At 49.3% G+C, this 13,629-nt stretch carries 12 protein-coding genes; 10 read left to right on the top strand and 2 right to left on the bottom strand.

The window, feature by feature from the left end; all coding sequences use genetic code 11:
- Nucleotides 1–4 precede the first annotated feature (4 nt).
- Nucleotides 5–1,000: a cytochrome d ubiquinol oxidase subunit II gene (locus V4534_02780; protein ID MES2503783.1), complete on the bottom strand. Its 996-nt coding sequence runs from the start codon at nt 998–1,000 to the stop codon at nt 5–7.
- Nucleotides 993–2,288: a cytochrome ubiquinol oxidase subunit I gene (locus V4534_02775; protein ID MES2503782.1), complete on the bottom strand. Its 1,296-nt coding sequence runs from the start codon at nt 2,286–2,288 to the stop codon at nt 993–995. The genes V4534_02780 and V4534_02775 overlap by 8 nt, the downstream gene beginning before the upstream one ends.
- A gap of 99 nt (nt 2,289–2,387) precedes the next feature.
- Here V4534_02775 and V4534_02770 point away from each other — a divergent pair, with 99 nt between their 5' ends.
- The 10 genes from V4534_02770 to thrC are packed head-to-tail and all read left to right on the top strand — an operon-like array spanning nt 2,388 to nt 13,604.
- A complete protein-coding gene (locus tag V4534_02770) occupies nt 2,388–4,106 on the top strand; it encodes a thiamine pyrophosphate-binding protein (GenBank protein MES2503781.1) in 1,719 nt (572 codons plus the stop codon).
- The gene (locus V4534_02765) at nt 4,103–5,089 is read left to right on the top strand and encodes a 3-oxoacyl-ACP synthase III family protein (GenBank protein MES2503780.1); all 987 of its coding nucleotides are present in this window, start codon (nt 4,103–4,105) and stop codon (nt 5,087–5,089) included. Before V4534_02770 ends, V4534_02765 begins: the two co-directional genes overlap by 4 nt.
- A 31-nt stretch (nt 5,090–5,120) precedes the next feature.
- Nucleotides 5,121–5,936, top strand: a complete 816-nt coding sequence (thiM, locus tag V4534_02760) for a hydroxyethylthiazole kinase (GenBank protein MES2503779.1) — start codon at nt 5,121–5,123, stop codon at nt 5,934–5,936.
- Nucleotides 5,923–6,525, top strand: a complete 603-nt coding sequence (gene thiE, locus V4534_02755; GenBank protein ID MES2503778.1) for a thiamine phosphate synthase — start codon at nt 5,923–5,925, stop codon at nt 6,523–6,525. Before thiM ends, thiE begins: the two co-directional genes overlap by 14 nt.
- Nucleotides 6,522–7,316, top strand: coding sequence for a bifunctional hydroxymethylpyrimidine kinase/phosphomethylpyrimidine kinase (thiD, locus tag V4534_02750; protein ID MES2503777.1), 795 nt, complete (start codon nt 6,522–6,524; stop codon nt 7,314–7,316). Before thiE ends, thiD begins: the two co-directional genes overlap by 4 nt.
- Nucleotides 7,307–7,954 carry a hypothetical protein gene (locus tag V4534_02745; GenBank protein ID MES2503776.1) on the top strand — a complete coding sequence of 216 codons (648 nt, stop codon included), beginning with the start codon at nt 7,307–7,309 and terminating at the stop codon, nt 7,952–7,954. Before thiD ends, V4534_02745 begins: the two co-directional genes overlap by 10 nt.
- A 2-nt stretch (nt 7,955–7,956) precedes the next feature.
- A complete protein-coding gene (hemL, locus tag V4534_02740; GenBank protein ID MES2503775.1) occupies nt 7,957–9,243 on the top strand; it encodes a glutamate-1-semialdehyde 2,1-aminomutase in 1,287 nt (428 codons plus the stop codon).
- A gap of 37 nt (nt 9,244–9,280) precedes the next feature.
- Complete coding sequence (locus V4534_02735; protein ID MES2503774.1) at nt 9,281–11,602, top strand: aspartate kinase; 2,322 nt, start codon at nt 9,281–9,283, stop codon at nt 11,600–11,602.
- Nucleotides 11,599–12,477 carry a homoserine kinase gene (locus V4534_02730; protein MES2503773.1) on the top strand — a complete coding sequence of 293 codons (879 nt, stop codon included), beginning with the start codon at nt 11,599–11,601 and terminating at the stop codon, nt 12,475–12,477. Before V4534_02735 ends, V4534_02730 begins: the two co-directional genes overlap by 4 nt.
- On the top strand, nt 12,471–13,604 hold the full coding sequence (thrC, locus tag V4534_02725) for a threonine synthase (protein MES2503772.1): 1,134 nt from the start codon (nt 12,471–12,473) through the stop codon (nt 13,602–13,604). Before V4534_02730 ends, thrC begins: the two co-directional genes overlap by 7 nt.
- The last annotated feature ends 25 nt before the right edge of the window (nt 13,605–13,629 follow it).

Genomic DNA, 13,629 nt, shown 5'->3' with positions numbered 1-13,629 from the left:
ACAGTTACTTTCTAAATACCCAGTAAAGCCATCCAAAAGATGGGATGAGTGCTAAGGCGCCGATACCTAAAGCTGCTAAGACAGGGTTTAGGATGCTTGGGGAGGCCGAGCTGTTGATTATGGTGTGCGTGCTCACAATCATATAAGGAAATTGTGAAAAGGCCCAGCCGCACAGGATGCAGATGACTTCCAGGATGCCGGCTAAAGTTGCCAGCAGGTCATGGCGTAGCCATAGAGCAATGAAGACCGCTGCGGCAGCGCAGGCAGTGAAGATTTGAAGGGCTAAAGACCAGGGCTCACCGAGCAATTGCCGATAAATTAGTGGGGCATCGATTTTTGCGACAACCAAAATCCAAATTCCGGTGAAAGCGATCAATACGCCGAATGCCATCGCGCGATACCTGAAATCCTGTTTTAAAGCATCATATTGCGCGCCGTTTACCGCATAGAGAGAAGCTAAAAAGCCGCATAGCCATAAGGTAAGCAGGCCGACTAAAAGGGGAAAGCGAGCTGTCCAAGGAGCCACGTAGCTTAGCCAGAAGTCTTCTTTACCCGTAAGATTGGTGGGCAAAAAGCCGGAAGCGACCGAGCCTAGGCAAATGCCTAGCATTAAAGGGGTGATAATGCTGCCGATGGCGAATAGGACATTCCAGCGTTTCTGGTATTCGCTGGCGTTTAAATCGTGCGACCTAAATACGAATGCCGTGCCGCGGAAAGTAATGCCGAGCAGCATTATGGTGAGCGGGATGTTCAGCGCAATCGAAATGGTTTCGAAAACCGGGGGAAAGCACACGAAAAGCAATACAATGATTAGGATTAACCAGACATGATTAGCTTCCCAAATCGGCGCAATGCGGTTGGCGATTAGATGCCTTTGGTCTTTACTTCTGTGGCCAACGCACAAAAGATCCAAAATGCCGCCACCGAAATCTGCTCCTCCGGTGAGCAGATAAATGCATAGAACTAAAAATAAAATTCCGGCCAAATAGTACTCAGGCATCAACATGTAGCACCCGCTTTCTGAGAAGATAGATTACGACCACACCCAAGATAAAATACAGCGCGGAAAAGGCGATGAACGGTATTTGCAGGTGGGGCATGGGAGTGATGGCATCGGCAGTACGCATCACATGAAAGACAATCCAGGGCTGGCGGCCGATTTCGGTCACCATCCAGCCAGCTTCGACCGCGATAAATCCTAAGGGTGAAGCGCAAACTAGAAGTTTTAAGAATCTAGGATGAAAAAACCATCGCCTTCTTTTCCAAAGGAACATCGCTCCGAAAAAAGCCATGCCGAGCATGGCCATGCCGGCCATCACCATCACTTGAAACCCAACGTGTATTGGCCAAATAGGAGGCCGCTCGTCTGCTGGAAAACTCTTAATGCCGCGTACTTCTGCATCAAAATTTTCGTAGGCTAAAAAGCTGAGCATGTAAGGAATTTCGATGGCGTATTCCGTCTTTTCGAGTTTTTCATTGGGCCAGCCTAAGATTCTCAAAGGGGCGCCACGTTGGGTATCCCATTGGCCCTCCATAGCGGCAAGCTTAATTGGTTGGTATTTGGCCACATGTTCCGCACTGATATGACCGCTGAAAAGCTGGATGGGGATGAAAAATGCCCCCACACAAAAGGCAATCATCAGGCCTTTTTGATGAAAGGCATTGTTGGGATTTTTAAGTAGTGCCATGGCATGGACGCCTGCTGCGGCAAAGCCTACGCTAACGTACGCTGCCAGTGTCATATGGAAAGTTTCAGAAAAAGCGGCAGGGTTAAACATGGCAACCCATGGGTCAAAATGCGTGACAACGCCATTTTCGAGCGTAAACCCAACTGGCGTGTTCATCCAGGCGTTGGCGCAGATAACGAAAATGCCTGAGAGGGAGCCTGTCACAAATACCATGATGCCTGCGAACCAATGCGCTTTGGGCGATACTTTGTCCCAGCCGTAAAAATAGATGCCTAGAAAAATCGCTTCCAGGAAGAAGGCGAAGCCTTCTAAAGAAAAGGGCATGCCGATAATCGGGCCCGCAAAGCGCATAAAGCCTGGCCACAAAAGCCCCAGTTCGAACGAAAGCGCTGTGCCAGACACCGCGCCCACCACAAACATGATGGCAGTTCCCTTAGCCCAACGTTTGGCGAGCGTGAGATAGGTTAAGTCATTGGTTTTCAAATAAAAATATTCGGCCAGAATCATAAGCAAAGGCATACCAATGCCCATAATGGCAAAGATAATGTGAAAGCCGAGCGACATGGCCATCTGAGAACGGGCGGCGAGCAAATCAGTCATAAAACACTTTTGCAACTCTGCAGATTTAAATGCAAACGAAATCTCAGAATGTTTGCAATTGGCTTTCAAAAGTCGCTATGTGGTAATTTAATTGTATATATGAAAATATGCGACGCAATCGTAACTTGCTTAAAGGAATTTGGCGTCGAATTCATATTTGGCGTTAGCGGCGCCAATATCGAGCATATTCATGATTCCATCAATCGTTTAGGCGAGGGCAAGCTGGTTTCGATCATGGCGAAACATGAATCAGGAGCAGCCTTTATGGCCGATGCCCATGCCAGAGTCCACAATCGTTTAGGTGTTTGCTGCGCGACTTCGGGGGGCGGCATGCTCAATCTGTTGGTTGGGGTGGCCGAATCTTATATGGAGTCGGTGCCTGTTCTCGCTCTGGTAGGGCAAGCGCCCATTGGCCTTGAAGGTAAGGGAGCGTTTCAAGACTCTTCAGGTTTGGAACACAGCGTCATGGGCGAGCAGCTTTGGGGCGCGGTTGCGAAATACATGGCCAAGATTACTCAGGCTAAAGATTTTTGGTCTGAGTTTCTCGAATGCTTAGAAGCTGCCGTCAGTGGCAGGCCAGGGCCCGCAGTCTTGTTAATCCCCAGAGATGTCTTTGAGTTGGAGGTTGAGGCGCCGCCGCCAGATTGGCTGCAAAAATTGCGGGCCAGAATTGTTCCAGCGGAGCCTAACGAAGCAGAGATCGAGCTTATTGCAACTCGTTTGCGCGCTGCGAAGAAGCCTGTGCTCATCTTAGGACAGGGAATCCATTTTTCCAGGCGGCAGGAAGCGGTCACGCAGTTTGCATTGGAAACGGGCATCCCGGTGGCAACCACAATGTCTTCGATTGGTGAGTATCCTAACCAAGCTGAAAATTATCTAGGCATGATTGGTATGGCAGGTCATCCTTCGGTGCATCGCTATATTCAGCAAGAAGCAGATTTGATTTTGGTGGTCGCATCTGGCCTAAGCGTTTTAAATCGGGGGCCGTTAGGGCCGGTGATAGACAGCGATAAAACTGTTTTTATCAATCTCGATAGCTCAAGCATTAAGCGCTCGTTTCCCAAAGCACAGTTTGTTTCGGCTGAGGCGGGAGATTTTTTTGCCAAGCTATTGAAGCAGTCGCACGATTTAAAATGGTCCATGCCTGCATCGTATCGAAGGCAATGTTACAAGGCCGTCTTATCGAAAAATTCAGACAGTCATAACTGGGATGGTAATTTGCTTCAAAGCCAAGCCATTGGTGCTTTGCAAAGTATCCTGCCGACTCATGGGCATGTTTTATTTGATGCTGGCAATTGCGCCGCCGCAGCCATGCATTACAGTGTGATTCCTTGGAAGACGACGGCTACCATTGCGCTCGGCATGGGCGGCATGGGTTATTCCGTGGGTGGGTCGATTGGGGCTCAGCTAGGCTCAGTGTCCGATTCTCGAACTGTGGTGTTTTTGGGAGACGGCGCTTTTTTGATGGTGGGACTGGAAATTCACACTGCCGTCGCGCTGAAACTTCCCATATTATACGTGGTGTTTAATAATAATCAGCACGGCATGTGCGTTACCCGCCAGCAGCTTTATTTTGAAGGACGCCTGGAATGTGTTGCTTATCCCTCAGTAGATATTGCCGGCGTTGCTAGAGGCTTGGGCGGCGCTGAGGCGCTTTGGGTTGGTAAGGCATCGAGTCTGGATGAGGTGAACCAATTGTTGGATGAATATCAGTCGTTTAAGCACTTGCCTGGTGTATTAGACCTAAGAATCTCAAGAGAAGAAATACCACCATTTACGGCCTTCTTGCCGCCAGACGCAGAGGTTATTGACCTATGAAAAGAGCACATATTGACCATATTGCCCGCTTTATGCCTGAGCATGTTGTTAGAAATGAAGGCCAGGCTGGCTCTGAAGGCGAGTTTTTTAAAGCGCCCAAAGAAAGACGCTTTGCCTGGCCCGAATACAACGCAGCTGATTTAGGGGTGCGTGCGCTGCAAAACTTGCTGCAGCAAACGGGCCTTAAGGGATCTGACATCGATTTGATTATCTGTTCTTGCTCGATCCAAGATTACGTCAATATTTCGGTGGTGCCGGACATTCAATATCGAGCGGGTGCCACCAGGGCACAGGTTTTGAATATTGATACAGGTTGTGCATCTTATATTTCGATGCTCAATACAGCGGATGCGTTTATTAGAGCCGGCATTCATCAAAAAATCGTCTTGGTAACCATCACCAATTTTGTTTCGAGATTAAAAGAATTTCAGGAATCTCCTAAATCTAAAGTTTTAGGAGATGGTGCCTCGGCAACTCTGATTACGGCTGGCGAGCAAAGTATTTTAGCCAGCGTGGAAGAATCTCATGGCGAGAACTATGGCCTGTTTATTTGTAGGCCGCGAAGCGAGCAGGGCGAGCCTCAGAATTATTGGGAGTCAGGCACAGGCCCATTACAAGTCGAATTTGATCCTGAGCAAGTTGAAAAGATTAAGAAAAACTCACTGGGTTTAGTGGTGAGCGCCATCAATAAGAGTATTGAAACCGCAGGGCTTACCAAAGACCAAATCGACTTTTTGGTGACGCACCAACCAAATCGCGGTTTAATTCAACTTTGGCGAGAGGGCGTAGGCATTGTCGGACCTCGTGCGTTCGATACGTTTGATCAGTTTGGCAATTTGTTTCAAAACTCGATTCCTGTGACGCTCTCCGTGTTGGCTGAGTCGGGAAAATTACAAAAAGACTCAAAAATAGCGCTGGGTACTTTTTCTAACGGCGGAGATTTCGCCGCCGGCATGGTTCTTAACTTGGGGCCTCTTGCCTGAGATTATTTGAAACGTTAATGACTCTTGTAGTATGGTTATTAATGCTCAGTCTATTGCCGCCGATCTTGCTTTAATTCGCGAAAAAAAACCGCTCATTCATTGTGTCACCAACTTTGTGACAATGAATTGGGTGGCCAATGGGCTGTTGTCCCTGGGAGCATCACCCATCATGGCTCATGCGATCGAAGAAGTGTCCGATTTGGTGCATATATCGAACGCTCTTGTTTTAAATATCGGAACTCTGGAAGCTCGTTGGATTAACAGCATGAAGACAGCTCTGGATGCTGCTTTGGAATGCCACATCCCGGTTATTTTGGATCCCGTCGGGGCCGGAGCAACACGTTTTCGAACGCATACGGCCCATGATTTATTGGCTCAGGGCGGTGTGAGCGTGGTGAAGGGCAATGCTTCGGAGGTGTGCGCATTGGCGGGTGAAAAGCTAACGACCAGAGGGGTAGATTCATCGCTGACCCCAGATGAAGCGTTGCGGGCAGCGGAAAAGCTCGAGCATGAATTTGGTTGCGTCGTCGTTATTAGCGGCAAGCAAGATATTGTTATCGCCGCTGGCTCACAGTTGCGGGTGTATAATGGCACGCCGATGATGACGCGCGTGACGGGCATGGGTTGTTTGGTATCGGCTTTGATGGGCGCTTTTTGTGCCGTGCAGGACGATCCTTTTATTGCAGCAGCCCATACCATGGCAACTTGCGGCATCGTCGGCGAGATAGCATTGACGAACGCCAACGGCCCTGGAAGTTATTCTGTTTCATTTCTTGATTTTCTCAGTCATGTTAACCAGTCGTCAATCGCTCAATATTTAACAGTGGAGTCTCATGCGCAATCTTAATATTAGTCTACAACTCGTTTTAGAACCTCATTCCAACTTACCTTGGCTTATCAGCGAAGCTGTCAGGGGCGGTGTTACCTGCGTGCAATGGCGGGATAAGTTTTTTAGTGACCACGATTTCTATGAACAGGCGAAGGTCATTAAGCAGGTCTGCTCGGATCTTTCAGTGCCCTTAATTATCAACGACCGGCTCGATATGGCGTTGGCGATTGGTGCTGAAGCTGTTCATTTGGGTCAAAAGGACATGCCGTTTCACGTGGCCAGGCGAATTTTGCCTGACCATGTGGCGATTGGTATATCGGCTGAGTCTTTGGAAGATGTAGAAAAAGCAGCCGATTTGGATTTGGATTATCTTGCCATCAGCCCAGTTTTTAAAACAGCAACGAAAACTGATTTGGCGCCGCCTTTTGGCTTTGACGGGCTGGAAAAAGCTCGCAAGATGAGCCGGCATCGATTGGTAGCGATTGGCGGGATTAAAGCCCACCACGTCTCGACCCTGAGGCAAATAGGCGTCGACGGCGTGGCGGTCGTGAGTGCCATCATGCGCGCGCAGTCGCCCTATGAGGCAGCCAAGGCATTTGTGCTATGAAAAAAGTCTTAAGCATTGCAGGTTCCGACTCAGGTGGCGGCGCTGGCATTCAAGCGGATTTAAAAACTTTTGCTGCCTTGGGATGCTACGGTACGACCGCCGTTACTGCATTGACCTCGCAAAATACTATGGGTGTGCAAGGTGTGTTTCCAGTGACGCCGGCCTTTGTGGCGCAGCAAATCGATTCCGTTTTAAGTGATATTGGCGCGGATGTGATTAAGATTGGCATGCTACTCAACGCGCCGATTATTGAGGCAGTGGCACGCAGTCTGAAGCGATTTGCGCACATTCCAATTATCTTAGATCCAGTGATGATTTCCACCTCAGGCCATGCGTTGCTTGAAGACGATGCCGTAGAGGCTTTGAAGCGAGACCTGTTTCCTATGGCGGCTTTAGTAACGCCTAATTTTGATGAAGCTATTTTCCTGGTTGGTACCTGCGAGGCAAAGGCGGCAGCGCAGAAAATCTTGGCGATGGGTCCTCAGGCGGTTTTAATCAAGGGTGGGCACCGATCCTTACCTAGTTGTGAACATGCTGAAGATTATCTTTTGGATGCAGGTCAGAGTACGACATTTTCGGCACCATGGGTCAAAACGAAAAATACGCACGGCACGGGGTGTACTTTGGCAGCGGCTATCGCCTGCTATATGGCATTGGATTTTAGCCTGTCAGACTCGGTCAAGATGGCTAAGGCTTATTTATCTGGCGCCTTGCAAGCGGGCAGTGAGATGAACATTGGTCAAGGTTTTGGGCCAGTGCGCCATGATTGGAGGGCAATACCATGCGCATAGCGATTCTGTTTTTTTCGGTTACCATCCATGCGGCTACTTTTATGGAGCAGGCGCAAGGATTGACGCATTCTTTGCTCGATCAAATTATTAAGACTCCGTTTATTCAAGAGTTGAGCAATGGGACCTTGATCAATACCAAATTTCGATATTATAGAGCTCAAGATAACCTGTATAACTTACACTATGCCGATACCCTTGCGTTGTTGGCCACCAAAACCGAGACGATTTCCACTAAGGTGTTTCTGTTTAGCGCTGCTTTGCGGACGACGCAGGCGTTAATACCAACTGAAAACCGAACACAGTGCCCTAGCTGCAGTGCGTATTCGAGATATGAAAGGGCGCAAGTTGACGCGTCTTTTGAGCAGGGCCTCGCGGCAATATTGCCTTGTTACACCGTCTATGCGACCGTCGCCGAATGGCTTTATAATCATTCAACGGCAAATAATCCTTACGGTAATTGGATTAAACATTATGCGTCGCCTGGCTTTGACAATCATACCAGACAAATCGAAGATATTTCAGATACTGTTTTCGCAGCTCAGGGTGCGCCTGAGCAAAGAGCGATGCTTGAAATTTATAGAAACTCAACGCAATATGAACTGGAATTTTGGCAAAGCGCCTTTAATTTAGGAAAATAGTTATGAACGAAAAATTATACGAAAAAGCGTGTTCATTGATGCCTGGCGGCGTTAATAGCCCGGTTCGAGCTTTTAATGGTGTTGGTGGCACGCCGATTTTTATTAAAAAGGGTGAAGGTAGCAAGATTTTTGACGAGTCTGGTAAATCCTATACCGATTATGTTCTATCTTGGGGCCCGTTGGTGATGGGGCACGCTTATCCGCCAGTGATTGAAGCAGTGATTACGGCCGCTAAAAATGGCACCAGTTTTGGTGCACCGACGGCCGCTGAAATCGAATTGGCGGAGCTGCTCATTTCTCGGTTTCCTTCGATGGACATGATTCGCTTTGTGAATAGCGGTACTGAGGCGACCATGAGTGCGCTCAGGCTTGCGCGTGCCTACACCAAGCGGTCGAAAGTAATTAAGTTTTCGGGGAACTATCATGGTCATGCGGATATGTTACTCGTGCAGGCAGGCAGCGGTTTAGCGACCTTGTCGCTCAGCACATCCGCCGGGGTGCCTGAGGAAGCAGTGAGCGATACTTTGGTCGTGCCTTACAACGATTTGACAGCCGTTTCCGATATGTTTGCCAAGTTTCCTGGCCAAATCGCCGGTATTATTGTTGAGCCTGTGGCCGGAAATATTGGGCTGGTCCAACCAAAGCCTGCGTTTTTGCCTGGTCTGCGCAAATTATGCGACCAGCATGATGCGTTGTTGATTATTGATGAAGTGATGACTGGCTTTCGGGTCGCTCCCTCTGGCGCTCAAAGTTTGTATGACGTTCCGGCCGACATTACCTGTTTAGGCAAAGTTATAGGTGGCGGTTTGCCTGTGGCTGCTTATGGGGCTCGCCGGGAAATTATGCAGCAAGTTGCGCCGCTTGGTCCGATGTATCAAGCAGGGACACTTTCAGGCAATCCGCTGGGCATGGCCGCGGGGCTTGCGAATGTGAACGCAATTTTACAGCCCGGTGTGTTTGAGAAAGCGGCCGAGCGAGCAAGCCAGCTGGTTGACGGTTTTAAAAAGCTGGCTGAACTACATAACATGCCAATTCAGACTGCGTCTGTGGGTACCATGTTTGGTATCTATTTCTTGAATAAGCCTGGCGAAGTGACCAACTATGAAGAAGCAAAAGAACTGGTCGATGCAAAACGTTACGCTGCCTTCTTCCACGGGATGCTGGCGCGAGGACATTATTTTGCGCCGAGTGCTTTTGAGGCGGGCTTTGTGAGTGCTGCCCATACGCCGGGCGATATTGAGAAAACTTTGGCGGATGCTAATTTAGTCATGGGGCAACTGGCTAATTAACATTGAACGCCACTTGGCTTTCGTTTAGTCTGCCCCCATGCAAATCCAGATTTTTAAATTTGGCGGGTCGTCGTTAAATGAAGCCAAAACGATCTTAAGGGCAGCGGAGCTAATTAAAAGCGCCCCGGGTTCTTTGGTGACGGTGGTATCTGCGATGGGCGGCATCACCGATTTGCTTATTGCTCGCACTGATTTTGCTGAATATAAAAATAGACACCAAGATGCGATTAGAACTCTTGGGCTAGATGGAAATTTTGATTTAGCACCGGTCCTGGGTCATGGCATGGCAGCTCGATTGGCCAGTGGCGAGCGCTTGATGGCCCAGATAATGACCGCGCTGTTGCAAAAGCAAGGCGTGGATGCGATTTACGTTGACGCGCTTGAAATTATTCACACTCAAATGGGGCCGGCAGGACTGGTCTATGATGCCAGGGTTTGCGCAGAGCGCGCTCATGAAATCCTAATGCCTCTGCTGCGCGCAGGCCAACGCCCAATTGTGCCTGGATTTATTGGCTCTGGGCCTAATGGAGAGCTCGTAACTTTAGGGCGGGGTGGTTCTGATTATACGGCAACGATTTTAGGAGCGAGCTTAAATGCTGAGCGGGTGACGCTCTATAAAGAGGTGGACGGCCTCCTGACGGCAGACCCCAAGTATATCCCTAAGCCTCAGCCTATTGCGGAATTGCACTATCAAGAAGCGGCTGAACTATCATATTACGGCGCGAAGATTTTGCATCCCCGCTCAATTGTGCCGCTAATTAAGCCGAAGATTCCGCTTTATTTAAAAAACACTTTTTATCCAGACAGGCCAGGGACAAAAATTTCGGGCGAGGTGTCTGAAAACTTAAATCCCGTACGCGCGCTAACGGCCATTACGCAGCAAGTTTTGATTTCGGTGGAAGGCTGCGGCATGATGGGCGTTCCTGGGGTTGCCATGCGGACTTTCAAGGCCATGGCGGAAAATCGCGTTTCGGTGACGCTGATTTCGCAGGCTTCTAGTGAAGCTTCGATTTGCTTTACCATCGCAAAAAGCGATTGCGCCTTGAGCCACGAGGCCCTTCGTAAAGAGTTTGCTTTTGAGCTGCAAAACCAGCTAATTGAACGCATTCAAATTGTCGAAAACGTGGCTGTAGTGGCTTGTGTCGGTCGAGGCATGAAGGGGTATCGCGGTTTGTCTGCGCGCGTGTTCGGAGCGTTTAAACATGCGAATGTGAATATCATGGCGATAGCTCAAGGCTCTTCCGAGTTTAATATCTCCATGGCCATTGCCGAAAGTGAAACTTCGTTTGCGATTCAGACGTTGCATCATGAGTTTTTCGGTGCGGAAGATCCGCTCCAAGTTGAACTTGTTATCGAAGGCTTTGGCCAAATTGGGCAGGCGCTGATTCAACAGCTAGTTTCTCAAGAAGATTATTTGCGCAAAGAATTTGGGGCATTGATTGGCGTCAAAGCGCTGGTTGATTCTCAAGGGCATCGCTTGTTTGACCCTATTGCGAGCGGCTCGCAGCTTATGGAGCTAATTGAACAGAAAAAAGCGAAGAGCTTTCGTGCGGGAATGTCTGGACCGATACCTTTTAGTCAACTGCTGGTGCATCGAGGCATTTGTGTGGATGTGACGGCTATCGACCATCACGCGACTTTAATGGATGCGCTGCGAAATCATTTTGATTTGGTCTTAGCGAATAAAAAGCCTTTGACCGGCCCTTTTTTGGAATATGCCGATTTGTTTGAGACGGCCAAGATAAACGGATGCCAACTGCGTTATGAAGCGACGGTCGGTGCAGGTTTACCCATTATTGATACGGTGGATAAGTTGGTTCAAGCGGGCGACGCGCCTTCGAAGTTGGAAGGCTGCTTTTCTGGGACGCTAGGTTATCTCATGAGTGCGCTAGATTCTGGCACAGTATTCTCTACGGCCGTGGCGCAGGCTCAAGCTCTGGGTTTAACCGAGCCTGACCCTAAAGACGATTTGAGGGGCACTGATGTCGCGCGAAAGGCGCTGATTTTAGCCCGCGAGCTGGGTTGGAATTTAGAGCTTTCAGATATTCAGACCGAATCACTGGCCGATATCAGCGATGAAGAATTTAAAGAGAGAGTGGGACGGGCGCATCAGGCCGGCAAGCGACTAAGATATATTGCCAAGGTGGTTGCCCACCAGGAAATTTCTGTCGGGCTGCATGAGGTCGGACCGGATTCGCCATTTTATTATTTGGTTGGCACAACGAACCAAGTCAGTATTAGTACGCCGCGTTACGAGCATAGCCCCTTGGTTGTGACTGGCCCTGGGGCCGGTGCCGGTGTAACTGCCGCTGGGGTTTTAAATGATATCGTTGCCTTGGCTGTGAGGGTGCGGCGATGAAGCAGGTTAGACTTTATGTGCCGGCGACTATTGGCAATGTCGGTCCAGGTTTTGATGTGCTAGGGCTCGCTCTAGACGGCTTGGGCAATACCTATAAGCTCGCAGTATGTGACGATGCATCTAAAGTCGTTTCAGTGACAGGGATTGACGTTGAAAGGCTGCCGCAGAATCCCGAGAAGAATTTGACCTTGCTGGCGGCCGATAATATGGCGCAGTCACTGGGGAAGGTCTGGCATTTTGCGTTAATGGTTAATCAGGAGCTGCCTGTGGGCGGCGGGTTAGGCTCGAGTGCCGCCGCCTGTTTGGCTGGCGCTTACGGCGCTTATTGCTTGGTGACTGGCGAGCAGCCGGACAATAATGCCCAAAAGCAGATTTTAGACCAGGCGCTGATTTTAGAGGGGCACTTGGACAATCTAGCACCGGCCTGTTTTGGGGGGCTGACGGTTTCATCTCCAGCCGGTGTGAGCAAGGTGTCCGAGGGCTGTCCGCTATGGGTTGTCGTTTTATTGCCAAGTAGCCGACTGTCCACCAAGCTGGCGCGTTCTGTTTTACCAAAAGAGCTTCCTCAGGCTGACTGGGTTAGACAAATGGCGTTATCATGTGCGCTTGTATGCGCTTGGCAACAAGGCGACGCGCTGGGCATTTCAAAGGCCTTGGTGGATCCTTACGCTGAGCCAAGAAGAGCACATTTGATCCCGGATTTTTATGAATTGAAAGACAGCGCTTTAAAAGCGGGCGCATTGGGATGTTCTATCAGCGGTGCGGGGCCAAGTATTTTTGCTTTGTTTGACGATAGGCTTGCCGCTTACGATTTTGCCAGGAGCCACCAAGGTCATGTGGGGGCCATTGCCAAAGAAGGAATTCGCTTATGCTAAGTTTTCAGTCTTGTGTGGAGTGTCAACAACGATTTGACCTGGATAAAATCATCTATGGCTGTGAATGCGGCGGGCTGATTGAAGTGAAACATCCGGTTTTTCCTAAAGAGCCGCCAAAAGCAGATGGTTCAGCCAGCGGTGTCTGGCGTTTTAAAGAAGTTATTTTGCCCATAGACGATGCTGAAATTGTTTCACATCCTGAAGGCAATACTCGTCTGTATGAAAGAGACGCCTTATCTGCATGGGCCGGCGTAGAGCGGGTGTTGTTTAAACACGAGGGTGAAAATCCCACGGGATCTTTTAAGGACCGCGGCATGACTGTTGCCGTTACCCAAGCTAAACGCTTGGGGCAAAAAACTTTGGCATGCGCTTCAACAGGAAATACCAGCGCTTCTTTGGCTGCATATGGGGCTCAGGCGGGACTTAAGACGCTCGTTTTTTTACCGGAAGGCAAAGTGGCGCCGAGCAAGCTTTCCCAAGCTGTTGCTTATGGTGCTGAATGTCGCGCCATAGCCGGCGATTTTGACTTGGCCATGCAGGAAGTGGTCAAAGCGGCTGATAAAGACGGACTCTATTTGGTTAACTCGATAAATCCTTTTAGACTCGAGGGTCAAAAATCCATCATGTGGGAGCTGTTTGATCAACTGCAATGGCAACCACCAGATTGGATTGTGGTGCCTGGCGGGAACTTGGGAAACACCAGTGCATTTGGTAAAGCCATTTTAGAAGCCTTTGAAGCGAAATGGATTCAAAAAAAGCCTCGGATTGCGGTGATTCAGGCGCAAGCTGCAAATCCATTCTATCAAAGCTTTCTGAACGGTTTTAAAACTTTTGCTGGCGTTAAAGCTGAAACCAAAGCCAGTGCCATTAATATCGGCATGCCGGTCAACTTCACGAAAGCCAAACGGGTCATTTCAGATTTAAATGGCCGCGTTGAACAGGTGAACGACGAGGAAATTCGGGAAGCAAAAAGGGTTATAGACCACAGCGGCATTGGCTGCGAGCCGGCGAGCGCAGCGAGTCTGGCAGGCCTTAAAAAATTAGTTGATCAGAAATTTGTGAAGAGTCATGATACGGTTGTGTGCATTTTAACCGGGCACGTCCTCAAAGATCCCGTAATGTCTTGACGGGCCCACTTTGTCGAGACAAAAT

The sequence above is a fragment of the Myxococcota bacterium genome, from assembly GCA_040387835.1.
Classification (GTDB): domain Bacteria; phylum Myxococcota; class UBA727; order UBA727; family JABDBI01; genus JAZKCZ01.
The sequence above is the reverse complement of the archived record's forward strand: the minus strand, read 5'-3'. Positions and strand labels throughout refer to the sequence as shown.

Bases quoted from the DNA above. Each gene is read 5' to 3' on its own strand.
- V4534_02780 (MES2503783.1), bottom strand. From the start codon at position 1,000: ATGCCTGAGTACTATTTGGCCGGAATTTTATTTTTAGTTCTATGCATT.
- V4534_02775 (MES2503782.1), bottom strand. From the start codon at position 2,288: ATGACTGATTTGCTCGCCGCCCGTTCTCAGATGGCCATGTCGCTCGGC.
- V4534_02770 (MES2503781.1), top strand. From the start codon at position 2,388: ATGAAAATATGCGACGCAATCGTAACTTGCTTAAAGGAATTTGGCGTC.
- V4534_02765 (MES2503780.1), top strand. From the start codon at position 4,103: ATGAAAAGAGCACATATTGACCATATTGCCCGCTTTATGCCTGAGCAT.
- thiM (MES2503779.1), top strand. From the start codon at position 5,121: ATGGTTATTAATGCTCAGTCTATTGCCGCCGATCTTGCTTTAATTCGC.
- thiE (MES2503778.1), top strand. From the start codon at position 5,923: ATGCGCAATCTTAATATTAGTCTACAACTCGTTTTAGAACCTCATTCC.
- thiD (MES2503777.1), top strand. From the start codon at position 6,522: ATGAAAAAAGTCTTAAGCATTGCAGGTTCCGACTCAGGTGGCGGCGCT.
- V4534_02745 (MES2503776.1), top strand. From the start codon at position 7,307: ATGCGCATAGCGATTCTGTTTTTTTCGGTTACCATCCATGCGGCTACT.
- hemL (MES2503775.1), top strand. From the start codon at position 7,957: ATGAACGAAAAATTATACGAAAAAGCGTGTTCATTGATGCCTGGCGGC.
- V4534_02735 (MES2503774.1), top strand. From the start codon at position 9,281: ATGCAAATCCAGATTTTTAAATTTGGCGGGTCGTCGTTAAATGAAGCC.
- V4534_02730 (MES2503773.1), top strand. From the start codon at position 11,599: ATGAAGCAGGTTAGACTTTATGTGCCGGCGACTATTGGCAATGTCGGT.
- thrC (MES2503772.1), top strand. From the start codon at position 12,471: ATGCTAAGTTTTCAGTCTTGTGTGGAGTGTCAACAACGATTTGACCTG.